The 20,422-nt window shown below is 74.0% G+C and carries 23 protein-coding genes; 15 read left to right on the plus strand and 8 right to left on the minus strand.

Features of this window, described 5'->3' with window-relative positions; translation table 11 throughout:
* Positions 1–32 precede the first annotated feature (32 nt).
* The 4 genes from Q5530_RS24910 (at position 33) to Q5530_RS24925 (ending at position 3,250) form a co-directional block, all read left to right on the plus strand.
* Entirely contained in the window at positions 33–497 is a 465-nt protein-coding gene (locus Q5530_RS24910; protein ID WP_415365173.1) for a MarR family winged helix-turn-helix transcriptional regulator, read from the plus strand.
* A gap of 18 nt (positions 498–515) precedes the next feature.
* Complete coding sequence (locus Q5530_RS24915; RefSeq protein ID WP_415365174.1) at positions 516–1,322, plus strand: HAD-IIA family hydrolase; 807 nt, start codon at positions 516–518, stop codon at positions 1,320–1,322.
* A gap of 46 nt (positions 1,323–1,368) precedes the next feature.
* Positions 1,369–2,151: a maleylpyruvate isomerase family mycothiol-dependent enzyme gene (locus tag Q5530_RS24920; RefSeq protein ID WP_415365175.1), complete on the plus strand. Its 783-nt coding sequence runs from the start codon at positions 1,369–1,371 to the stop codon at positions 2,149–2,151.
* 211 nt (positions 2,152–2,362) lie between these two features.
* Positions 2,363–3,250 carry a metallophosphoesterase gene (locus Q5530_RS24925; RefSeq protein ID WP_415365176.1) on the plus strand — a complete coding sequence of 296 codons (888 nt, stop codon included), beginning with the start codon at positions 2,363–2,365 and terminating at the stop codon, positions 3,248–3,250.
* A gap of 22 nt (positions 3,251–3,272) precedes the next feature.
* Here the strand turns inward: Q5530_RS24925 and Q5530_RS24930 are convergent, their stop codons facing one another.
* The gene (locus Q5530_RS24930) at positions 3,273–3,647 is read right to left on the minus strand and encodes a YccF domain-containing protein (protein ID WP_415365177.1); all 375 of its coding nucleotides are present in this window, start codon (positions 3,645–3,647) and stop codon (positions 3,273–3,275) included.
* A 33-nt stretch (positions 3,648–3,680) separates the two neighbouring features.
* Between Q5530_RS24930 and Q5530_RS24935 the strand changes: the two genes are divergently transcribed.
* Positions 3,681–4,655, plus strand: a complete 975-nt coding sequence (locus Q5530_RS24935) for a Gfo/Idh/MocA family protein (RefSeq protein ID WP_415365178.1) — start codon at positions 3,681–3,683, stop codon at positions 4,653–4,655.
* A 13-nt stretch (positions 4,656–4,668) separates the two neighbouring features.
* Here Q5530_RS24935 and Q5530_RS24940 read toward each other — a convergent pair whose 3' ends face one another.
* The gene (locus Q5530_RS24940; protein ID WP_415365179.1) at positions 4,669–5,223 is read right to left on the minus strand and encodes a TetR family transcriptional regulator; all 555 of its coding nucleotides are present in this window, start codon (positions 5,221–5,223) and stop codon (positions 4,669–4,671) included.
* 43 nt (positions 5,224–5,266) lie between these two features.
* Between Q5530_RS24940 and Q5530_RS24945 the strand changes: the two genes are divergently transcribed.
* The gene (locus Q5530_RS24945) at positions 5,267–5,893 is read left to right on the plus strand and encodes an HAD family hydrolase (RefSeq protein WP_415365180.1); all 627 of its coding nucleotides are present in this window, start codon (positions 5,267–5,269) and stop codon (positions 5,891–5,893) included.
* Positions 5,894–5,995: 102 nt separating this feature from the next.
* On the opposite strand, the gene Q5530_RS24950 is transcribed toward Q5530_RS24945, so the two are convergent.
* The gene (locus Q5530_RS24950; protein WP_380640241.1) at positions 5,996–6,193 is read right to left on the minus strand and encodes a hypothetical protein; all 198 of its coding nucleotides are present in this window, start codon (positions 6,191–6,193) and stop codon (positions 5,996–5,998) included.
* Positions 6,194–6,319: 126 nt separating this feature from the next.
* Here Q5530_RS24950 and Q5530_RS24955 point away from each other — a divergent pair, with 126 nt between their 5' ends.
* On the plus strand, positions 6,320–6,706 hold the full coding sequence (locus tag Q5530_RS24955) for a cold-shock protein (RefSeq protein WP_380640357.1): 387 nt from the start codon (positions 6,320–6,322) through the stop codon (positions 6,704–6,706).
* Between the two features lie 12 nt (positions 6,707–6,718).
* On the opposite strand, the gene Q5530_RS24960 is transcribed toward Q5530_RS24955, so the two are convergent.
* The 3 genes from Q5530_RS24960 to Q5530_RS24970 form a co-directional block, all read right to left on the minus strand.
* Entirely contained in the window at positions 6,719–7,189 is a 471-nt protein-coding gene (locus Q5530_RS24960; RefSeq protein WP_415365181.1) for a DUF2771 family protein, read from the minus strand.
* A 40-nt stretch (positions 7,190–7,229) separates the two neighbouring features.
* The gene (locus Q5530_RS24965) at positions 7,230–9,005 is read right to left on the minus strand and encodes an MFS transporter (protein ID WP_415365182.1); all 1,776 of its coding nucleotides are present in this window, start codon (positions 9,003–9,005) and stop codon (positions 7,230–7,232) included.
* 61 nt (positions 9,006–9,066) lie between these two features.
* A complete protein-coding gene (locus Q5530_RS24970) occupies positions 9,067–9,864 on the minus strand; it encodes a glutaminyl-peptide cyclotransferase (RefSeq protein WP_415365183.1) in 798 nt (265 codons plus the stop codon).
* A 57-nt stretch (positions 9,865–9,921) separates the two neighbouring features.
* On the opposite strand from Q5530_RS24970, the gene Q5530_RS24975 reads away from it, so the two are divergent.
* A complete protein-coding gene (locus Q5530_RS24975) occupies positions 9,922–10,758 on the plus strand; it encodes a DUF3027 domain-containing protein (protein WP_415365184.1) in 837 nt (278 codons plus the stop codon).
* Positions 10,755–13,586 (plus strand): sacsin N-terminal ATP-binding-like domain-containing protein, encoded by a 2,832-nt coding sequence (locus Q5530_RS24980; protein WP_415365185.1) that lies wholly within the window; start codon positions 10,755–10,757, stop codon positions 13,584–13,586. The genes Q5530_RS24975 and Q5530_RS24980 overlap by 4 nt, the downstream gene beginning before the upstream one ends.
* An 89-nt stretch (positions 13,587–13,675) precedes the next feature.
* Here Q5530_RS24980 and Q5530_RS24985 read toward each other — a convergent pair whose 3' ends face one another.
* Entirely contained in the window at positions 13,676–13,948 is a 273-nt protein-coding gene (locus tag Q5530_RS24985; protein WP_415365186.1) for a DUF2530 domain-containing protein, read from the minus strand.
* Between the two features lie 92 nt (positions 13,949–14,040).
* On the opposite strand from Q5530_RS24985, the gene Q5530_RS24990 reads away from it, so the two are divergent.
* The 4 genes from Q5530_RS24990 (at position 14,041) to Q5530_RS25005 (ending at position 18,490) form a co-directional block, all read left to right on the plus strand.
* Entirely contained in the window at positions 14,041–15,510 is a 1,470-nt protein-coding gene (locus Q5530_RS24990) for an NCS2 family permease (RefSeq protein ID WP_415365187.1), read from the plus strand.
* A gap of 42 nt (positions 15,511–15,552) precedes the next feature.
* A complete protein-coding gene (locus Q5530_RS24995) occupies positions 15,553–16,002 on the plus strand; it encodes a MarR family winged helix-turn-helix transcriptional regulator (protein ID WP_380640260.1) in 450 nt (149 codons plus the stop codon).
* 4 nt (positions 16,003–16,006) lie between these two features.
* Entirely contained in the window at positions 16,007–17,338 is a 1,332-nt protein-coding gene (locus Q5530_RS25000) for an MFS transporter (RefSeq protein ID WP_380640263.1), read from the plus strand.
* A gap of 387 nt (positions 17,339–17,725) precedes the next feature.
* Positions 17,726–18,490: an ABC transporter permease gene (locus Q5530_RS25005; protein WP_415365188.1), complete on the plus strand. Its 765-nt coding sequence runs from the start codon at positions 17,726–17,728 to the stop codon at positions 18,488–18,490.
* Positions 18,491–18,640: 150 nt separating this feature from the next.
* Here Q5530_RS25005 and Q5530_RS25010 read toward each other — a convergent pair whose 3' ends face one another.
* The gene (locus Q5530_RS25010; protein WP_380640267.1) at positions 18,641–19,270 is read right to left on the minus strand and encodes a superoxide dismutase; all 630 of its coding nucleotides are present in this window, start codon (positions 19,268–19,270) and stop codon (positions 18,641–18,643) included.
* Positions 19,271–19,527: 257 nt separating this feature from the next.
* Between Q5530_RS25010 and Q5530_RS25015 the strand changes: the two genes are divergently transcribed.
* Positions 19,528–19,755: a hypothetical protein gene (locus tag Q5530_RS25015; protein ID WP_415365189.1), complete on the plus strand. Its 228-nt coding sequence runs from the start codon at positions 19,528–19,530 to the stop codon at positions 19,753–19,755.
* A gap of 4 nt (positions 19,756–19,759) precedes the next feature.
* The gene (locus Q5530_RS25020; protein WP_415365190.1) at positions 19,760–20,170 is read left to right on the plus strand and encodes a hypothetical protein; all 411 of its coding nucleotides are present in this window, start codon (positions 19,760–19,762) and stop codon (positions 20,168–20,170) included.
* The last annotated feature ends 252 nt before the right edge of the window (positions 20,171–20,422 follow it).

Raw genomic sequence — 20,422 nt, forward strand, 5'->3', positions numbered from 1 at the left:
GGAACGGCCTCCCGGCCGCTAAATTGCTCGTCATGACCAGGGAGCACGACGTCCCCGCCGACGAGCTGGAGCGGTTCGGCGCCTACGCGCGGGAGACCAGCGCGCTCACCGTCGCGCTGCACAGCCGGGTCGCCGAGCGGATGGGCCTGTCGCCGACCGACGGCAGGTGCCTCGCCCTCGCCGCGCGCGCCGAGGGACCCGTCACCGCGGGCCGGATCGCCGAGCTGTCCGGGCTGTCCACCGGCGCGGTCACCGGCGTGATCGACCGGCTGGAGCGCGCCGGCTACGTCCGCCGCGTGCGCGACCCGCACGACCGCCGCAAGGTGCTCGTCGAGGTCGCCACCGGGGACGACGACCGGTTCTCCCCCCTGGTCGAGGGCGCGCGGCAGGCGCTGCGCGAGGTGCTGTCGCGGTTCAGCCCGGAGGAGCGCGCCGTGCTGGAGCGGTACCACCGGGCCTCCATCGAGGCGTTCCGGCAGCGCGTGGTCGACGCCTGAGCCGGCAGCATGTCGCCCATGGCCGCTCAGTGGAACTACCTGATGGACATGGACGGCGTGCTCGTGCACGAGGAGCACCCGATCCCCGGCGCGGGGGAGTTCGTGGCCGAGCTGACCGCGAACGCCGTCCCGTTCCTGGTGCTCACGAACAACTCCATCTACACGCCCCGGGACCTGCGCGCCCGGCTGTCCCGGACCGGCCTGGAGGTGCCGGAGGCGGCCATCTGGACCTCCGCGCTGGCCACCGCGCGGTTCCTGGACTCGCAGCGGCCCGGCGGTTCGGCGTTCGTGATCGGCGAGGCCGGCCTGACCACCGCGCTGCACGAGATCGGCTACGTGCTGACCGACCGCGACCCGGACTACGTGGTGCTCGGCGAGACCCGCACCTACAGCTTCACCGCGATCACCAAGGCGATCCGGCTGGTGGAGGAGGGCGCGCGGTTCATCGCCACCAACCCGGACGCCACCGGCCCGTCGCGCGAGGGCTCGCTGCCCGCGACCGGCGCCGTGGCCGCGCTGATCGAGCGGGCGACCGGGCGCGAGCCGTACTACGTGGGCAAGCCCAACCCGCTGATGATGAGGTCGGCGCTGCGGGCGCTGGGCGCGCACTCGGAGAACACCCTGATGATCGGCGACCGGATGGACACCGACGTGCGCTCGGGCCTGGAGGCGGGGCTGCGCACGATCCTGGTGCTCTCCGGCATCTCCGCGGAGTCGACGGCCGAGCTGTACCCGTTCCGGCCGACGCGGGTGGTCAAGTCGATCGCGGACCTGGTCGGCCACTCGTCCGACCCGTTCCCGGGGGACGAGCCGAACCCGGTGTGAGCCGCGGCCCCCCGGATTTGTCGTACCCCCGCGCTAGCGTGCCGGCATGGCTGTCGACCACATCGCCGTCGCCGAGTTCTACAGCGGGGCGTTCACCGGGATCGTGACCGGCAACGCGGGCGTGCCCGTGCCGAGCTGTCCCGGGTGGACGGTGGACGACCTGGTGGCGCACCTGGCCGAGGTGCAGTCGTGGTGGACGCTCGTGCTGCTGGCCCGGGGCGGGGTGCCGGACGACGAGGTGGCGCGGCGGGCCGCCGACCCGGGGCCCGACCGCGTCGGGGGGTGGCGGGAGATCAGCGCCCGGTACCTGGCGGCGCAGCGGGAGTGCCCGCCGGACGCGCCGGTGTGGGTGTGGTGGAACGACGAGGAGCGCGCCACTGCGGCGGACGTGGCCTCGCGGCAGGCGCACGAGGCGGTGGTGCACTGCTGGGACGCGGGGAACGCGGTGGGGCGTCCCGAGCCGATCCCGGCGGAGCTGGCGGCGGACGGGGTGGGCGAGTTCCTGGACCGGTTCCTGCACGGGCCGGAGTGGGTGCGCGGGCCGCTGGTGGTGGAGCTGGTGGCGACCGACACGGGTGACCGGTGGCTCGTCGGCGCGGGGGGCGCGGGTGGGGTGGACGGCGGTGCCGGTGGGGTGAGCGGTGCCGCCGGTGTGGCCGGTGCGGGCAAGCCTCGGCGGGTGGTCGCGGGGGAGCCGGGTGCGCGGGTGTCCGGCACGGCCGAGCAGCTCTACCTGGTGCTGTGGCGGCGCGCGGCGCGGGAGGAGGTGACCGTGACGGGTGATGAGGCCGGGGTGGAGGCGCTGCTGGCCTGGCCGCGGCTGGACTGAGCGGTCCGGGTGGACCGAGCGGTCCGGGCGTCCGGGTGGACCGGATCGCGGTCGTGGCGGGGGCGGTGAACGCGTGGCGGAGTCGTGGCGTCACGGCGCGCCACCGCGCGCTCACCCCCGTGGGGGAGGGCGGACGGGCGGCCCGAAGTTCCCCGGCCGGCCGCTGATCGACTTGTGGGCAGCGTTCCCGCGCGTCGCTTATCGTCACGGTGTGGAACGACCGCTCTTCGTGGTCGGCGACGTGCACGGGCACCTCGCCGAGCTGACCCGCGCCCTGCACACCTCGGGCCTGGTCGACGCCGACGGCAACTGGTCCGGCGGTGAGGCGGAGCTGTGGTTCCTCGGCGACTTCGTCGACCGCGGCCCCGACGGCATCGGGGTGATCGAGTTCGTGATGCGCCTGGCCGAGCAGAGCGGCGGCCGGGTCGACGCGCTGGTCGGCAACCACGAGGTGCTGCTGCTGGGCATGCACCGCTTCGGCGACGAGAACGTGCCGGGCGCCCCGACCCCGCGCAGCTTCGCCCGAAGCTGGCTGCTCAACGGCGGCCTGCGCAGCGACCAGGACCGCCTCACCGACGAGCACATCGACTGGCTCACCACCCGCCGGGTGCTGGCCGAGGTCGACGGGCACCTGCTGATGCACTCCGACACCCTCGCCTACCTGGAGTGGGGCGGGACCATCGACGAGGTCAACCGGGCCGTCCGGGACGTGCTGCGGGGCGACGACCTCGAACAGTGGTGGGAGTGCTGGCGCAAGATGACCACCCGCTACGCCTTCCGCGGCCCGGAGGGACCCGCCGTGGTCACCGAGCTGCTGGAGGTGCTGGGCGGGCGCGAGGTGGTGCACGGCCACAGCGTGATCGCGGACCAGCTGGGCGTGCCGCCGCAGCAGATCGACGGGCCGCTGCGCTACGCCGACGACAAGGTGCTGGCCGTCGACGCGGGCCTGTACAGCGGCGGGCCGTGCCTGGTGGTCCGGCTGGACGACGCGGGACCGGCCGACGGGCAGGCCGACGACCGGACCGACGACCCGGCCGCCGGGGATCAGGCCGAGGGGGATCAGACCGAGGAGGATCAGGCCGCCGACCGGCCCGACTAGCGCGCCGACCAGCTCGCGCCGACTAGGGCGCCGGGACGATCTCCTTGCCGAGCGGCACCAGCGACACCGGCACGAGCTTGAAGTTCGCGATGCCCAGCGGGATGCCGATGATCGTCACGCACAGCGCGATCCCCGTCACCACGTGCCCGATGGCCAGCCAGATGCCCGCCACGAGGATCCAGATGACGTTGCCGATGAGCGACGGCGTCCCCGATCCGGGCCGGTCCACGACGGTGCGCCCGAACGGCCACAGCGCGTAGTTGGCGATGCGGAACGACGCCAGCCCCCACGGGATGGTGATGACGAGCACGCAGCACACGATGCCCGCGAGCACGTACCCGACGGCCAGCCAGAAGCCGCTGAGCACCAGCCAGATCACGTTCAGGATGAGCCTCACCCCGTCCATCCTGCCCGATTAAGCTGCGTGCTCGTGGTGAACAAACTCCGCTGGGGCGTCGTGGCTACGGGCGGCATCGCCGACGTCGTCACCGGCGACCTCCGCCTGCTGCCCGACGTCGACGTGCTCGCCGTGTCGTCCCGCGCGCTGCCCAAGGCCGAGGAGTTCGCGGCCAAGCACGGCATCGCCCGCCCCTACGGCGACTACCGCGACCTGCTCGCGGACCCCGACGTGGACGTGGTCTACGTCGCCACGCCGCACGTCCAGCACCACGAGGTGACGCGGGCCGCGCTGGAGGCCGGCAAGCACGTGCTGTGCGAGAAGCCCGCCACGCTGACCCCGGCGGCGCTGCGGGACGTGGTGGACCTGGCCCGCGAGCGCGGCCTGTTCCTGATGGAGGCCATCTGGACCCGGTTCAACCCGCTGATCGTCGAGCTGGGCGAACTGGTCCGGGCCGGTGGGATCGGCGAGGTCAGGTCCGTCCGGGCCGACTTCGGCTTCCCGCTGCCGCACGACTCGGCGCACCGCCTGTGGAACCGGGAGCTGGGCGGCGGGTCGCTGTTCGACCTGGGCATCTACCCGGTGTCGTTCGCGCACCTGCTGCTGGGCGAACCGGACGTCGTCCACGCGCACGGCTCGCTGGTCGGCGGCGTGGACGCGGAGATCGGCGTGCTGCTCGGCTACGAGGGCGGCGCGCACGCGCTCGTCGGGTCGTCGCTGCGCAGCCCCCTCAAGGACGGCGCGGTCGTGTACGGCACGGAGGGCCTCGTGGAGCTGCCGGAGGCGCTCTACAACCCGAGCCGCATGATCGTTAACGGGGTGGAGCGCCGGCACGAGCAGGAGGGCGCGGGCTACGTGCCGCAGCTGCGCGAGGTCGTGCGGCGGGTGCGGGCGGGGGAGACGGAGAGCCCGTCGATGACGCTGGACGAGTCGCTGGCGATCATGCGGACCCTCACCAGGGCGGCCGAGCAGGTCGGCGTGGACTACGCGGGCGTGGAGGCCGGCTGAGCCGGCCCCGGGCTCACCGCCCCGGACACGGCGGCAGCAGGGCCAGCGTCACCAGCACCACCGCCTCCACGCTCCGGCCGCCCGGCGTCAGCAGGTGGCTCAGCGCCACCCGCACGGCGGTCTCCGCGATCAGCTGCGCCCGGTCCACCGCCAACCCGGGCCAGCCGGCGCTGACGTGCTGCGCGAACACCGCCGTCGCCAGGGCCAGCACCGGCCGGCCCCTGGTGGTCAGGAACGGCAGCATGTCCTCGGCGTTCGCCCCGGTGAGCACCGACCTCGCCAGCGCGTCCCGCCCGGCCAGGTCGAACGCGAACGTGATCGCCCGCCGCAGGCCGTCGACCGGGTCGGCGGCCGACCCGAGCCGTTCGCGCACGCCGTCCAGGAACTCCGCCGTCTTGTGCAGGGCGACCGCCTGGACGAGCCGCTCCTTGTTGCCGAACTCGTTGTAGACGGTCTGCCGGCTCACGCCCGCCCTCGTGGCGACGTCCACCATCCGCAGACCGCGGGAACCGTGCTCGGCGACGAGGTCCGCGGCCGCCTCCAGCAGGGACCGGGTGAGTTCCGTCACGGCACAAAGCTTGGCACAGCGGCGACGGGCTTAGAGTCGGGTCGTGCCGTTGACCGTGGGCTTCGACCTGGACATGACGCTGATCGACCCGCGACCCGGCATGGCGGCCGTGATGGACGCCGTGGCCGCCGAGTCCGGGCACCCGCTCGACGGCGCCCACTTCGCCGCCAACCTCGGCCCGCCCCTGGACATGGTCTACCGGGGGTTCGGCGTGCCCGAGGAGGAGATCCCGGCCCTGGTCGACCGGTTCCGGGCGCTCTACCCGGAGGTCGTCATCCCGGCCACGGTCGCGCTGCCCGGCGCGGCGCAAGCGCTTGCGGCAGTGCGTGAGCTGGGCGGCACCACGATGGTGGTCACCGGCAAGTTCCGGCCCAACGCGGCGCTGCACCTGGCCGCGTTCGGCTGGGAGGTGGACCACCTGTTCGGCGAGTTGTGGTCCACCGGCAAGGCGGAGGCGCTCAAGGCGCACGGCGCGGCCGTCTACGTGGGCGACCACGTGGGCGACGTGCGCGGCGCGAAGGCCGCCGGGGCGGTGGCGGTCGGCGTGGTCAGCGGGCCGTGCGACGCGGACGAGCTGGCCGCCGAGGGCGCGGACCCGGTGCTGCCGGACCTGACCGGGTTCCCGGACTGGCTGCGTGCGAACGCGGCCCGGCTCGGCCAGGCCGGGTAGGTGAGGCTCGGCGCGACCCGGCTGAGCGCGACCCGGCCCGGTGTGACCCGGCTCGGCGCGACCTGGACCGGTGTAACCCGGCCCGGCGCGGCCCGGCCCGGTTCAGCGCCGCCGGGGACGCCGGGCGTCCCGCACCGCGCTGACCACACCCAGCGCGAGACCGGCGGGCGCGAGCAGCCAGCCCGCGGCGAACACCCACGCGGGCAGGCCCCGTTCGCCCACGACGAACATCGCGATGATCGCGACGACACCCAGCGTGAACAGGGCGACTGCCGCCGGCATGAGCTTCGAGGTCGACACACCCCGAGGGTAGTCCCGCTATCGGAGGTGCCCCCGGGCTGGTGTTCTGGCTAGTCTGGTGGGACGCGCCTCGGGCACGCCCGGGGCGCGTTCGTCGTGTGGATGACCCAGGGATTGGTGAGCGCGGTGCCGACCGGCAAGGTCAAGTGGTACGACTCGGAGAAGGGTTTCGGCTTCGTCACCCAGGACGGTGGCGAAGACGTCTACGTGCGGAAATCCGCGCTACCCCCCGGTGTCGAGGGCCTGAAGGCCGGGCAGCGCATCGAGTTCGGCATGGCCGAGGGCAGGCGCGGCCCGCAGGCGCTGTCGGTGCGGCTGGTCGACCCGGCGCCCTCGGTGGCGGAGGCGCGGCGCCGACCGGCCGAGGAGCTGCACGGCCTGGTCGAGGACATGATCAAGCTGCTGGAGGTCAAGGTGCAGCCCGACCTGCGCCGCGGCCGGTACCCGGACCGGAAGAACACCAAGCTGATCGCCGAGGTGGTCCGGGCCGTCGCGCGGGAGCTCGACCCGTAGACCCGGGGGACCTCAGCTCTCGACGGTGAGCACCCACACCCGGCGCGCGACGAAGTCGAACGCGCCGGTGGTGCTCGTCTGGATGCGCCTGCTCAGCTGCTGGACCTCGACGCCCACCAGTTGGTCGTCGGGGTTCGGCAGGGTGAGCGTGTAGGCGTGCCTGGGGTCGCTGACGGTGAACATCGCGCTGCGGCCGGGTTCCTGCTCCACGCCCGCGGCGTCGCGGTAGCGGAAGTTCACGCCCCACGCGGTGTCCGCGACCTCGCCCGGCACGGAGATCTGCACCGGCTTGCCGGGCCTGATCCGCAGCGAGCCCTCGGCCGCCGGGTCCCGCCGGCAGTTCTCCGCGTCGATGTCGCAGTCGTCGAGCGGCGGGACGTCGATCGCCTCGCCGTCGGCGTAGAACGTCACCTCGGGCGGGTGCGGCGCGGCGCAGGCCGTCATCGGGAGCAGCAGGAGCAGGGACAGCAGGACTCGGCGCACGGCCGTCGAGCCTACGGGGTGGCCGGCGCCGCCGGTGCGCTCAGGGGGTCGCGGGTCCGGCCGCGGGCCGGAGCGGCCGGTCGCCGCCGAGGCCGGGGATCAGCGTGGCGCCCCGCCGCGTCTGGACCGTCTGCGCCAGGCCGACCGCGAGCAGCACCGACAGCACGGTGAACCCGATCCAGTACTCGGTGGGCAGCAGCACGCCGAGCGCCCCGCCGAACACCCAGCCCAGCTGGAGGATCGTCTCGGACCGGCCGAACGCGGAGGCGCGGGACTCGTCGGGCACGTCGTCCTGGACGACCGCGTCCAGCGACACCTTGGCCAGCGAGCTGGCCGTCGCGCCGACCAGGCCGACGACCGCCGCCGTGGTCAGGCCGGGCAGCACGGCCGCCACGACCGCGGACGCCAGCGCCGCGGCCAGGCAGCCGATCACCACCAGGTCGGGCGCGCCGAAGTGCAGCCGCGCGCCCACCACGTTGCCCAGGAAGCTGCCGACGCCCGCCGCTCCCGCGATCACGCCCAGCAGCAGCACCTGGAGGAACGCGTCGCCCTCGGTCTGGGCGCGCACCACGAACGCGGCGAACAGCATCAGGAACCCGGTGAGCATCCGGATCGCGCCGTTGCCCCACAGCGCCACCACGACCGTGCGGCCCAGCACCAGGCGCCGCGCCTTCCTCGGCCTGGCGCGCAGGGACGCGGGCACCTCGCCCTCGGTGACCTCCACCCGCGCCGGGATGCGCAGGCAGTAGTAGGCGTTGGCGGCGGACAGCACGGCGGTGAACCACAGCGCGCCCGGCGAGCCGAACAGGTTCGCGAACCCGGCCGCGAACGCGCCGAACACGCCGCCCGCGGCCAGGCCGAACACCGTCATCCGGGCGTTGGTCTTGGCCAGGGTGATCTCGCGCGGCAGCACGCGCGGCGTGATCGCGGCCTTGAGCACGGTGAACGACTTCGACAGCACCATGCTGCCCAGCGCCGCCGGGTACAGGGCCCAGTTGTCGAAGTTCAGCGCCATGACCACCGACAGCAGCACGCGCAGCGCGCACGACGCGGCCAGCGCCAGCCGCCTGCCGTGCTGGATGCGGTCCAGCGCCGGGCCGATGACCGGGGCGACCAGCGCGAACGGGGCCACGGTGATCAGCAGGTAGAGGGCGACCTTGCCGCGGCTCTCGCCGGTGGCGGCGGAGAAGAACAGGGTGTTGGCCAGCGCGACGGCCATCGCGGCGTCGGCCGCGTAGTTCAGCATCACCGCGTAGGTCAGGGAGGACAGGCCGGACTGCTTGGCGCCGTCGGCGTGCGCGGCGCGGCGGAACGTGGCCAGGGCCCGGCCGACGAGCTGGCGGGCGCGGAACCAGGCGACCCGGGTGACGGTGAGCTTCTTCGGCGGGGCCGGCGCGGTGGGGGTGGTGGGCCGGTCGTCGGGCGGTGGCGCGAAGCGGGCGGACGCCTCGGTGGACCGGTCGGCCTCGTACCAGGACTCCGCGCCGCGCGGGGTTCCGCCGCGGTGATCGGTGGTCCGGTGGTCGGTCCGGTGGTCGGTGGTGCGGGGGTCGCTGCCGTGGTGGTCGCTGCCGTGGTGGTCGCTGCCGTGGTGGTCGGCCCGGGGCCCGGCGCCGCGGTGGTCGGCGCGGTCGTCCCGGTGGTCGCGCCACCCGGCGTCGGGTCGCGGTTCCGGCCGGGTCCCGCGCGGCCGGGTCTCGCCGGGGTCGGGCGGCGGCGGTTCGCCGGGCGTCGGGTACGGCCGGGTGCGCGGCTTGTACTCGTCGTCCTCCCACGGGTACCGCCGCGACTGGTCTTCCGGCCGAGGGGGCGTCACAACCCCGATCCTGCCTGATCGGGGGCGCCCTGTCCCGGCATTGCCGCCCGCCGGGCGGGGCTCAGCCCGCGGTGAACCTGATCCGGAAGATCGTCGGCCAGTTCTTGCCGGTGACCAGGAACTCGTCGGTGCCGGGGACGGCCGCGATGCCGTTGAGCACGTCGGCGGCCGGCACGTCGGCCGGCCGCAGCCCGGACAGGTCCACGGTCGCGTCGACCCGCCCGTCCGCCGGGTCGACGCGCACCACCTCGTCGGTCTGCCACACGTTCGCCCACACCCGGTCGCCGACGCACTCCAGCTCGTTCAGCTCGGTGACGGGCCGCCCGTCGCGGGTCACGCCGGTCGAGCCGGTCTCGGCGAAGGTGACCGGGTCGCGGAAGGTGAGCTCGGCGGTGCCGTCGCTCATGACCAGCCGCTCCCCGTCGCGGCACAGGCCCCAGCCCTCACCCTCGTACGTGACGCGCCTCACCTCTTCGAGGGTCTCCCGGTCGCGTTCGAGGGCCACGCCGTTGCGCCAGGTGAGCTGCCAGAGCCGGTCGCCCACGACCGTGATGCCCTCGCCGAACAGGTCCCCGGGCAGGTCCACCCGCCGCTGCACCGCGCCGGTGGCGGGGTCCACCCGGCGGATCGACGAGCGCCCCTCCAGGCCGGTGCCCTCGTAGAGCACGCCGTCGACCAGCTCCAGGCCCTGCGTGAACGCCCCGGTGTCGTGCGGCAGGGTGCCCAGCACCTCGAAGCCGGTCGGCACGCCGCCGGACCCGCCGGTCGACGTGGCGCCGGACCCGCCGATCGGGCCGCCCGTCGGCCCCCCGCACGCCGCCGACAGGAGGAGGACCGCCGTCACCAGGAGCCACCGCACGTCCGAAAGGGTGGCACGTGTGCGCGGGAGTGCGAAGACGTGCGGCACAATTCACCTGTGACCGCGACGCCGACCCAGCAGCCCCATCCAGTGCTCGCCGATGACGCGGCCGTCCGGCTGGCCCGTGCCGCCGCGCAGGAGGAGGCGGGCGCCGACGCCGTGGGCGACCACGTGGGCGTGGTCGCCGAGGACCGGACGGCGGTCACCCACCTGTTCGAGGCCAGGCACTCGGGCTACCGGGGCTGGAACTGGGCGGCCACCGTCGCGTTCGCCGGCGAGGGCACGCCCCTGTCGGTGAGCGAGGTCGTGCTGCTGCCCGGCGACGACGCGCTGGTCGCGCCGGACTGGGTGCCGTGGCACGAGCGGGTCCGCGCGGGCGACCTCGGCGTGGGCGACCTGCTGCCGACCAAGGAGGACGACCCGCGCCTGGCGCCCGGCTACGTCGGCTCCGACGACCCGGCGGTCGAGGAGGTCGCGCTGGAGGTCGGGCTCGGCCGCGTGCGGGTGCTGTCCCGCGAGGGCGTGCTCGACGCCGCCCAGCGGTGGCACACCGGCGACTTCGGGCCGCGCAGCGACATGGCCCGCAGCGCGCCCGCGACCTGCGGCACGTGTGGTTTCTACCAGCGGATCGCCGGGTCCCTGGGCGCGGCGTTCGGCGTGTGCGCGAACGAGCTGACGCCCGCCGACGGGCACGTGGTGCACGTGGAGTACGGGTGCGGCGCGCACTCCGAGGTCGAGGTGGAGGGCGGCTCGGCGGTGCCGGTGGCCGACCTCGTCTACGACGACGCGGTGCTGGACGTGGAGGCCAACGCGCCCGTGGCCGCGCCGCGCGGCGAGACCCCCGCCGCGGCCGGGACCGCCGACGGCACCGCCGCCGACGAGACCGGGCGGTGAGCCCGGAGCAGGGTGACCCGTTCGGCACGGCGGCGCTGCGCGAGTCGGTGCTGGCGGCGTGGCGCGGGTCGCCGACGAGGTTCCGCGAGGACGCCAACGCCGAGGAGGACCTGAGGCTCGGCGGCTACCGCGACCGGCTGCTGGTGGAGCTGGCCCAGAACGCCTCCGACGCGGCCGGCGCCACGCCCGGCGTGCTGCGGCTGTCCGTTGTGGACGGTGAGCTGCGGGCGGCCAACACGGGCGCGCCGCTGGACGCGGCCGGGGTGGCGGCGCTGGCGTCGCTGCGGGCGTCGTCGAAGTCGACGGGCGCCGTCGGCCGGTTCGGCGTCGGGTTCGCGGCCGTGCTGGCGGTGACCGACGCGCCGCGCGTGGTGTCCCGCGACGGCGGCGTGGCGTTCTCCGCCGACCGGACGCGCGAGCTGGTGCCCGACCTGGCGTCCGCGCGCGGCGGCGACGTGCCGGTGCTGCGGCTGGTGTGGCCGACCGACGAGGCCGACCTGCCCGGGGGCTTCGACACCGAGGTGCGGCTGCCGCTGCGGGCGAACCCGGCCGGGCTGCTGGCCGAGTTCGCCGCCCAGGCCCCCGACCTGCTGCTGGCGCTGCCCGGACTGCGGCGCGTCGAGGTCGACGGGCGGGCGTGGGAGCGGACCGAGTCCGCCGGCGTGGTCGAGCTGACCGGCCCGGACGGGGTGCGGCGCTGGCTGGTGCACCGCGACGGCGGCGAGCTGCCCGCCGAGCTGGTGACGGGCGTCGAGTCGCGGCCCCGGTGGTCGGTGTGCTGGGCGTGGCCGGTGGACGAGCCCCTGACCGGCGACGTGCTGCACGCGCCGACGCCCACCGACGAGAAGCTGTCGCTGCCGGCCCGGCTGATCGCGACGCTGCCCGTGGAGCCGTCGCGGCGGCGCGTGCTGGCGGGCCCCGCCGCGACGTTCGTGCTGGACCGGGCGGCCGCGGCGTACCCGGCGCTGGTGTCGTCGCTGCCCGCGGTGGAGCGCACCTCGCTGGTGCCGCTGCCCGGCTTCCCGCTGTCCGAGGTGGACGACCGGCTGCGGACCGGCCTGCTCGCGGCGCTGCGCTCGGCGCCCTGGCTGCCCCTGGCCGACGGCGAGTGGGCCGCGCCCGCGGCGGCCAGGGTGCTCGACGTCGCGTCGTTCGAGCTGGTGGAGCTGCTGGAGGACGTGGTCCCCGGCCTCCTGGACCACGAGCTGACGCTGCCCCAGCACGCGAAGGCCCTGGCCGCCCTGGACGTGCCCCGCATGTCGGTGGCGGAGGTCGTCGAGGCGCTGGCCGGCGTCGGCGGCGACCCGGCCTGGTGGCGGCAGGTCTACCGGGCGCTGTCGCCGATCGCGGACGTCGACGCGGCGGCCCGCGAGGCGATGGGCGCGCTGCCCGTGCCGCTGGCCGATGGGCGGCTGGTGGGCAGCCCGCGCGGCGTGCTCGTCGGCGACGAGCTGATGCCCGTGCCGGGCCTGCGGATCGCGCACCCGGACGCCGCCCACCCGCTGCTGCTGCGGCTCGGCGCCACCGAGGCGACGTCGGCCGAGCTGCTGGACTCCGACGCGGTGCGCGAGGCCGTCCGGCACAGCCTCGACGACCCCGGCATGGACGGCCCCGAACTGGTGGACACCGTGCTGCGGCTGGTGGAGCGGGCCGGCGGGCGACCGTGGCTGGCCGAGCTGGCGCTGCCCGCCGCGGACGGCGAGTGGCGGCGCGCCGACGAACTGGTGCTGCCCGACTCGGCGCTGCTGGAGGTGCTGGAGGCGGACGCGCCGTTCGGCGTGCTCGACGCCGCCACCGCCGGCGCGTGGCCGCGCGAGGTGCTCACCGCCGTGGGCGTGGTCGACGGGTTCACCGTGGTCAAGGACGACTCGCCCACCGAACCCGACCACGACCTGGCCGACGAGGGCTACTGGTGGGACGGGTTCGACGTGCCGCCCACGCGCGTCGTGGGCGTGCGCGACCTCGACCTGGTCGCCCGCGACAGGTGGCCGCGGGCGCTGGCGATGATGGCCGCCGACCCGGTGGTGTGGCGGGCCGTGACCGAACCCGACGGCTACACCTCGTGGTGGCTGGCCCGCTACGCGAGCCTGGACGGCGCGCCGCCGGCCGCGTGGCGACTGCCGACGGCGGAGGCGCTGGAGGGCCTGTACGACGTGGTCCCCGAGGTCGACCTGCCCCCGCACGTGCTGGCCGCCGTCGGCGTGCGCGCCGACCTCGGCGTGGCCGACGAGGACGACGTGAAGGACCTGCTGGCGCGGCTCGGCGACCCGGCGCGCAAGCTGTCCGACGCCCTGGTGCTGCGCGTGCACGCCCTGCTGGCGGAGGTCGCCGACTCGGTCGGCGTCGAGCCGCCCGACCGGGTGCGGGTGCTCACGGGCGCCGCGGTCCCGGCGGACGACGTGCTCGTGCCGGACCTGCCGTGGCTGCTGGGGGTGCTGCCGCCGGACCAGGTGCTGGCCTCGCGCGGCGCGGCGCCGGTGCTGGCCGAGCTGCTGGCGCTGCCCCTGGCCTCGGAGGAGGTCACCGGCTCCGTCGTCGACGAGGGCGACGAGGCGGTCTGGTCGGACCTGGGCGCGGTGCGCCTGGCGTGCGAGCTGCTCGGCGTGGACCTGCCGACCGGCACCCTCGTCGTGCACGACGAGCTGGTCGTGTCGGCGGAGGGCGCGGAGCACCCGGTGTCCTGGTGGGTCGACGGCGAGGTCGTGCACGCCGCCGACACCCCGGAGGGCCTGGCCCGCGCCCTGGCCTGGACCACCGGCCGCTGGGAGGACCGGCACACCTTCGCCGCCCTCATCCACGACCCCACCCCGGCCGTGCTGCTCGGCTGACCCCGCGTCGCCGGGGGCTCGCTCGACGTCCCCGGCCCCCGGCGTCCACCACCGGGTCCCGCCGCGACCGCCGGTGGGCGGGCCGCCCCCTAGCCGGTGAGCCCCTGACCCCGCTGCGCGGTCCGCTTCCCGCGCCGCGCGGCGGAGCGCTGCCAGGCGAAGACGCCGTAACCGACGAGCCCCAGCGCCGCGCCCGACAGGCACGTCCACAGCAGCGTCCGCTCCTCGCGCCAGAACACGAGCACGACCGCGGCCGCCAGGAGCCACAGCACCGCCCCGCCGACGATCGCCGGCACCGGATCGGCCAGCCGCGGCGGCAGCGGCGGAGGCGCGGGGAGGTCGGTTGCGTCCTGTTCTGCCACGTCAGGCAGGCTACCTCCCCGAAACACGGGTGGGGCACGCTCTGCCTTTCCGCCACACCCCGCCTTTCCGCCACCCCCACCCAGGAGATGAGATGGCCACCCCCGCCGAGACGTCGCCCCGCTCCAAGCTGGACGCCTTCTTCAAGATCACCGAACGCGGGTCCACGGTGGGCCGGGAGGTGCGCGGCGGCCTCGTCACCTTCGTGACCATGGCCTACATCGTCGTGCTCAACCCGCTGATCCTGGGCAGCTTCGCCGCCGACGACCCGTCTGCCAAGGTGGACGTGCTGGGCAACATCCTCACCATCCCCCAGGTCGCCGCCGTCACCGCGCTCGTCGCCGGGGTCATGACGATCCTGTTCGGCCTCGTCGCCAACTACCCGTTCGCCCTCGCCACCGGCCTGGGCATCAACTCGTTCGTGGCCGTGTCGATCGTGCCGCAGGTCAGCTGGCCCGAGGCGATGGGCCTGGTCGTGGTCAACGGCCTGGTGGTGCTGCTGCTCGTCGTCACCGGCGTGCGCACCGCGGTGTTCAACGCCGTGCCCGCCGAGCTCAAGGCGGCCATCGCCGTCGGCATCGGCCTGTTCATCTGCTTCATCGGCCTGGTCGACGCCGGGTTCGTGCGCCGCGTCCCCGACGCCGCCGGCACCACCGTCCCCGTCGGCCTCGGCATCAACGGCTCCATCGCCTCCTGGCCGACGCTCGTGTTCGTCGTCGGGCTCGTCGTGACCGGCGTCCTCGTCGCCCGCAAGGTCAAGGGCGGCATCCTCATCGGCGTCCTGTCCGCGACCGTGCTCGCCCTCGTCGTCGAGGCCCTCGTGGACGCCGGCCCGTCCCAGGGCACCAGGCCCACCGGCTGGAACCTCGGCTACCCGGCGCTGCCCGACCAGGTCTTCGGCCTGCCCGACCTGTCGCTGCTGGGCGACGTCTCCTTCGGCGCCTGGACCCGCCTGCCCGCCCTCACCGCCGCCCTGCTCGTGTTCACCCTCGTGCTCACGGACTTCTTCGACACCGTCGGCACCATGACCGGCCTGGGCAGGGAAGCGGGCCTCATCGACCGGGACGGGCAGCTGCCGAACGTGTCCAAGGCCCTGTTCGTCGACGGCGTGGGCGCGGTGGCCGGCGGCGTCGCCTCCTCGTCGTCCAACACCGTCTTCGTCGAATCGGCCTCCGGCGTCGCCGAAGGCGCGCGCACGGGCCTGGCGAACGTCGTCACCGGCCTGCTGTTCCTGGCCGCCATGTTCCTCACCCCGCTGTACGCGATCGTGCCGATCGAGGCGGCGGCCCCCGCCCTGGTCATCGTCGGCGCGCTGATGATCGCCCAGGTCAGGGAGATCGACTTCGCCGACTTCTCGATCGGCCTGCCCGCGTTCCTCACCATCGTGGTCATGCCGTTCACCTACTCGATCGCCAACGGCATCGGCGCGGGCTTCGTCAGCTACGTGCTGCTGCGCGCGCTCACCGGCCGGGCCCGCAGCGTCCACCCGCTCATGTGGGTGGTGGCGGCCGCGTTCGTCGTCTACTTCGCGATGGGCCCCCTCCAGGCCGCGCTGAACGGCTGACCGGGCGATCCGACCCACTTCACCAGGACGGGACGCGAGATCGTGAGGTATGCTAACTACGTGACGGAGACCGAGGTGGAACCCGGACTGGCGAGCCGACTGCGGCTGGCCGTGGTCCGGCTGAACCGGCGGCTCCGCGCCCAACGGGTCAACTCCGCGATCTCGCTCACCCAGGTGTCCGCGCTGTCCACGCTGCACAAGTGCGGACCCCTGACCCCCGGCGAGCTGGCCGCCCGCGAAGGCGTCCAACCCCCCTCCATGACCAGGGTCATCGCCGCCCTGGAGGAGTACGGGTTCGCCACCCGCCGCCCCCACCCCACCGACGGCCGCCAGGCCATCGTGGAGCTCACGGAGACCGGCATGGGCTACATCAACGAGGAGGTCTCCGCCCGGGAGGCGTGGCTCGACAAGCGCCTGGCCGAGCTGACCCCCGACGAACGGGGCGTGCTCTCGCGCGCCGCCGGGATAATCGACAGGATGGCGGGGCAGTAACGACGTGCCGGCGTACGCGGGTGGTGCAGGGGCCGACCAGCTCGAACCCGGTTCGACCGCACCCCCGCCCCGGCGCCGGCGCGCCGGCACGTTCGCATCCCTGAAAGTCCGCAACTACCGCCTCTACGCCTCCGGCCAGGTCATCTCCCTGATCGGCCTGTGGATGCAGCGCGTCGCCCAGGACTGGCTCGTCCTGGAACTCTCCGACGGCTCACCCGTCGCCCTCGGCATCGCCGCCGCGCTCCAGTTCGCGCCCACGCTCGTGCTGTCCCTGTGGGCGGGCGTGCTCGCCGACCGGATGGACAAGCGCAAGCTGCTCCTGTTCCTGGAGACCGGCCTCGGCCTGTGCGCGCTCGTCCTCGGTCTGCTCGACGTCACCGGCGTGGCCCAGCTGTGGCACGTCTACCTGCTGTGCCTGCTGCTCGGCGCGGTGTCGGCGGTCGAGACGCCCGTGCGGCAGAGCTTCGTGGTCGAGATGGTGGGCCGCGACCAGCTCACCAACGCCGTGGCGCTCAACTCCATGACGTTCAACCTGGCCCGCATGATCGGCCCGGCCATCGCCGGCGGCATGATCATCCTGGTGGGCACCGGCTGGGTGTTCCTGATCAACGCGGTCACGTTCGTCGGCGTCATCGCCGGCCTGCTGCTGATGCGCCCGGCCGACCTGCACCGCGGCGATCCCGTGCCACGCGAGAAGGGCCAGCTGCGCGCGGGCCTGCGGTACGTGCGCGGCCGCCCCGACCTGGTCATCCTGCTGTGCCTGGTGTTCTTCATCAGCACCTTCGGGTTGAACTTCTTCGTCACCCTCGCGGTGCTGGCCCGCAACACCTTCGACGGCGACGCCGACGCCTACGGCCTGCTGTCCACGATGCTCGCGGTGGGCACGTTCGCCGGCGCGACCCTCGCCGCCCGCCGCAGCACGCGCGGCAAACCCCGCCTGCGGCTGCTGATCACCGGCGCGCTGGCGTTCGGCGTCCTGGAGATCGTGGTCGGCCTGATGCCGACGCTGTGGCTCACGGGCGCGGCCCTGATCCCGGTCGGCATCGCCATGATGACCTTCACCACCACCGCGAACGCCACCGTGCAGCTGGCCGTCGAGCCCGCCATGCGCGGCCGGGTCATGGGCCTCTACATGCTGGTCTTCCTCGGCGGCAACCCGGTGGGTGGCCCGGTGATGGGCTGGCTGGCCGAGCACTTCACCGCCCGCGCGCCCATCGTGTTCGGCGGGGTGGTGTCGATCGTGGCCGCCCTGGTCGGCGGGGTGGTGCTGGCCCGTCGGGGCGGGATCACGCTGTCGGCGTCCCGCCTGGGACTGCGCCGCCGCCTGCGCTCCTGAACCGGCTGCCGTCCGGCGCGCTTGAACCGCCGCCGCCTGCGCGTCTGAACCGGCTGCCCGTCTGCGCTCCTGAACCGCCGCCGGTCGCCCTGCGCGCCCAGGCGCCGGAGGTCACCCACGCTCCTGCACCTCAGGGCCGCCTGCGTGTCCGGGTCTCGGTGACGTTCCCGCCTGGGCCTTGATCGACCTCCTTCCTCTCTTCCTGCCTCATCGCCGCCGGGTACCTGTGCTGCCCGCCGTGCGCCGCCTCCATATTTCCGGCAACGTGCGAGCCGTTGACATCGATCCCGGATTTGATGTTCTTAACCCGTTCGTGTCATCGGAGTGATGACATCCGCCATCACGGTACCGCAGGCGCGCGTGAGAGGGGAACCCGACAATCCCGATGTGGTGATCAACGCGGACTGGGTCCGCCTGCTCGTCGTGTGCCTGGTGCTCACCGCCGGTGCGGGCGCGGTGCTGCACTTCGGCGGGCTGGCCTCGCCTCGACCGGTGGTTCGGGCAGCCCTGCGCGCGGCGGTCCAGCTGGCCGCCGTGTCGGCGGTGATCGCGGCGGTGTTGGCGTCGTTGCCGTTGACCGCGGCGTTCCTGCTGCTCATGGCGGTGGTCGCCACGGGCACGTCCGCGGCACGGGCGAAAACCGGCCGCCGCGGGTGGTGGGTGGCCGTGGCGATCCTCGCGGGCACCGCGCCCGCCATCTCGATCCTGCTGGTCAGCGGTCTGGTGCCGGTGCGGGGGATCGCGCTGGTGCCGGTCGGCGGCATCCTCGTCGGTGGCGCGATGACCGCGACCACCCTGTCCGTGCGGCGGGCCCTGGACACCCTGCGCGACCGCCACGGCGAGTACGAGGCCGCGCTGGCGCTGGGCTTCACCGAGCCGGTCGCGGTGCGGGAGTTGGTGCGCCGCCCCGCTGCCGAGGCCCTGCTGCCGGCGCTCGACCAGACCCGGACGGTCGGGCTGGTCACGCTGCCCGGCGCGTTCGTCGGGATGCTGCTCGGCGGCGCGCCGGTGTGGCAGGCGGGGGCGCTCCAGCTGGTCGTGCTGCTGGGGCTGCTGCTGGTGGAGGCGACCGCGATCGCGGTGGTGGTGGAGCTGGTCGCACGCGGTTTCGTGCGGCGGGGTTCCCAAGAAGGTGATGTTAGGCTAACCTAACTCACGTCGCTTCGTGGTGGGAGCGGCAGTCAGTTCGGGAACAGACGAGGCCCCGCCCCCGGTCGTACCACCGGGGGCGGGGCCTCGTCGATTTTCGGCGACGGGGCTTTGTCGGAGCATCCACCGCCGAAGATCACGAGAGCCGCCCGCTCACCGCTGCGGCAGCAGCAGCCCGTTCCGCCCCGCCCGGGCCGCCTCGAAGCGGGCGGCGACGTCGTCCCAGTCCACGACGTTCCACAGCGCCGAGATGTAGTCCGCCTTCAGGTTGCGGTACTGGAGGTAGTAGGCGTGCTCCCAGATGTCGAACACCAGCAGCGGCGTCGTGGCGATCGACAGGTTCGAGTGGTGGTCCTTGAGCTGCTGGGTGATCAGCCGCTCCCCGACCGGCTCCCACGCCAGGATCCCCCAACCCGAGCCCTGGATGCTGCCCGCCGCCGCGGTGAGCTGCGCCCGCAGCCCGTCGAACGACCCGAAGTGCTCGTCGACCGCGGCGGCCAGCTCGCCGGTCGGCTTGTCGCCGCCGTTCGGGGACAGGTTCTTCCACCAGACCTGGTGCAGCGCGTGGCCGGCGAGGTGGAACGCGAGCGTGGTCTCCAGCCCGACGATCGACCCGAACGAGTTCTTGTCGCGCGCCTCGTCGATCTGTTCGAGCGTGTCGTTGGCGCCCTTGACGTAGGCGGCGTGGTGCTTGCCGTGGTGCAGCTCGTTGATCTCGCCGATGATCGCCGGCTCCAGGTCGCCGTAGTCGTACTCCAGGTCCGGCAGGACGTACCGCGCCATGGCATCCCCTCGTTGCAGATCACTTGTAGTTGCAACCTACTTGCGATTGAGCCGTGGCGAAAGTCGGGCGCGTGTTCCACGGCGGGTTTGCCACCATCGGGGGCGTGGCCCTGTCGGTGGCCCGGAACGTCACGCTGCCGTTCGGTTCGCGGACCGTGTTCTCGGAAGCGCGCCTGGGTGTTCCGGCAGGCCGACGCGGAGGACCCTCGCGCTCGAGGGCACCGGCAAGTCGGCCTTCCTCGGTCGCCTGCCGCTCGATGCTGGGGGAGTGGATCCGGGCCGGGCTCGCCGTGCTCCGGCCGCGCGGTACCACGTGCCTGGGGCCGGACGAACCGGCGAACCACCTCGGCCTGGACACCGTCGAACGGCCGGCGCGGGCGCCGGAGGACTGCCGGGGCACGCTGCTGCTCGTGACGCGCGACCGGAAACCGGCCCAAGCCGTGGGGGTGGACCGCACCCCGGACGTGACGACCCTGGCAAGATAGGCGCATGGGCACCGAGGAGGACTGGCCGATCGAGCAGACGTGGTCGCTGCGCAACACGCACTGGCACGCGTACGTGGAGCACACCTCTCTTGATCACGCGTCCCCGAGGTCCGAGCGCCTGGAGCGGACGCCGGAGGAGGTGCTGACCACGCCGGCGGAGGTGGCCGCGTGGCTGGAGGTCAACCTGCGCAGCGCGACCAAGCCGGAAGAGGCGGGGAAGAAGCGCACCAAGGACGAGCGCGACTTCTCCGACTCGAACCGCGTGCACACCTCGCTGGCGTCGATGGGCGAGAGCATCTACACCGGGGTGAAGGGGATGCTGACGCTCGCGGTCGAGGCGGTGACGCCCGACGAGTGCCGCAACACGCATGACGGGGCCGATGTGGCGCCGCTGAAGGCCGGCCGCCGCCGCTGAGGTGGGCTATGATTCGGTCGTGTCGTCGAGGTGATGACACGAACGGGTCAAAGTGGGCGGATCCGGGATCGATGTCAACGCCGCCGACGTTGCCGGGATCAAGGAGGCGGCGCGGCTGGCGGGGCACCGTGCTGGTTGACGTGTCCCCGCGTTTGGCGAACACCTCGCCGAACAGCGCCTGGGACACGCGCAGGCAGTCGGAGGGTGCGCCGGCGGGGCCGGGTGAGGCCCTCCTGCGGCGGCTCACGTACG

The sequence above is a fragment of the Saccharothrix sp. BKS2 genome (genome assembly GCF_047689505.1).
Lineage (GTDB): Bacteria > Actinomycetota > Actinomycetes > Mycobacteriales > Pseudonocardiaceae > Actinosynnema > Actinosynnema lopnurensis.

Coding starts and splice junctions, on each gene's coding strand:
- Q5530_RS25015 (WP_415365189.1), top strand. CDS start 19,528: ATGCTGGGGGAGTGGATCCGGGCCGGGCTCGCCGTGCTCCGGCCGCGC.
- Q5530_RS25020 (WP_415365190.1), top strand. CDS start 19,760: ATGGGCACCGAGGAGGACTGGCCGATCGAGCAGACGTGGTCGCTGCGC.
- Q5530_RS24920 (WP_415365175.1), top strand. CDS start 1,369: ATGGCTGTCGACCACATCGCCGTCGCCGAGTTCTACAGCGGGGCGTTC.
- Q5530_RS24990 (WP_415365187.1), top strand. CDS start 14,041: ATGGCCACCCCCGCCGAGACGTCGCCCCGCTCCAAGCTGGACGCCTTC.
- Q5530_RS25010 (WP_380640267.1), bottom strand. CDS start 19,270: ATGGCGCGGTACGTCCTGCCGGACCTGGAGTACGACTACGGCGACCTG.
- Q5530_RS24910 (WP_415365173.1), top strand. CDS start 33: ATGACCAGGGAGCACGACGTCCCCGCCGACGAGCTGGAGCGGTTCGGC.
- Q5530_RS24915 (WP_415365174.1), top strand. CDS start 516: ATGGCCGCTCAGTGGAACTACCTGATGGACATGGACGGCGTGCTCGTG.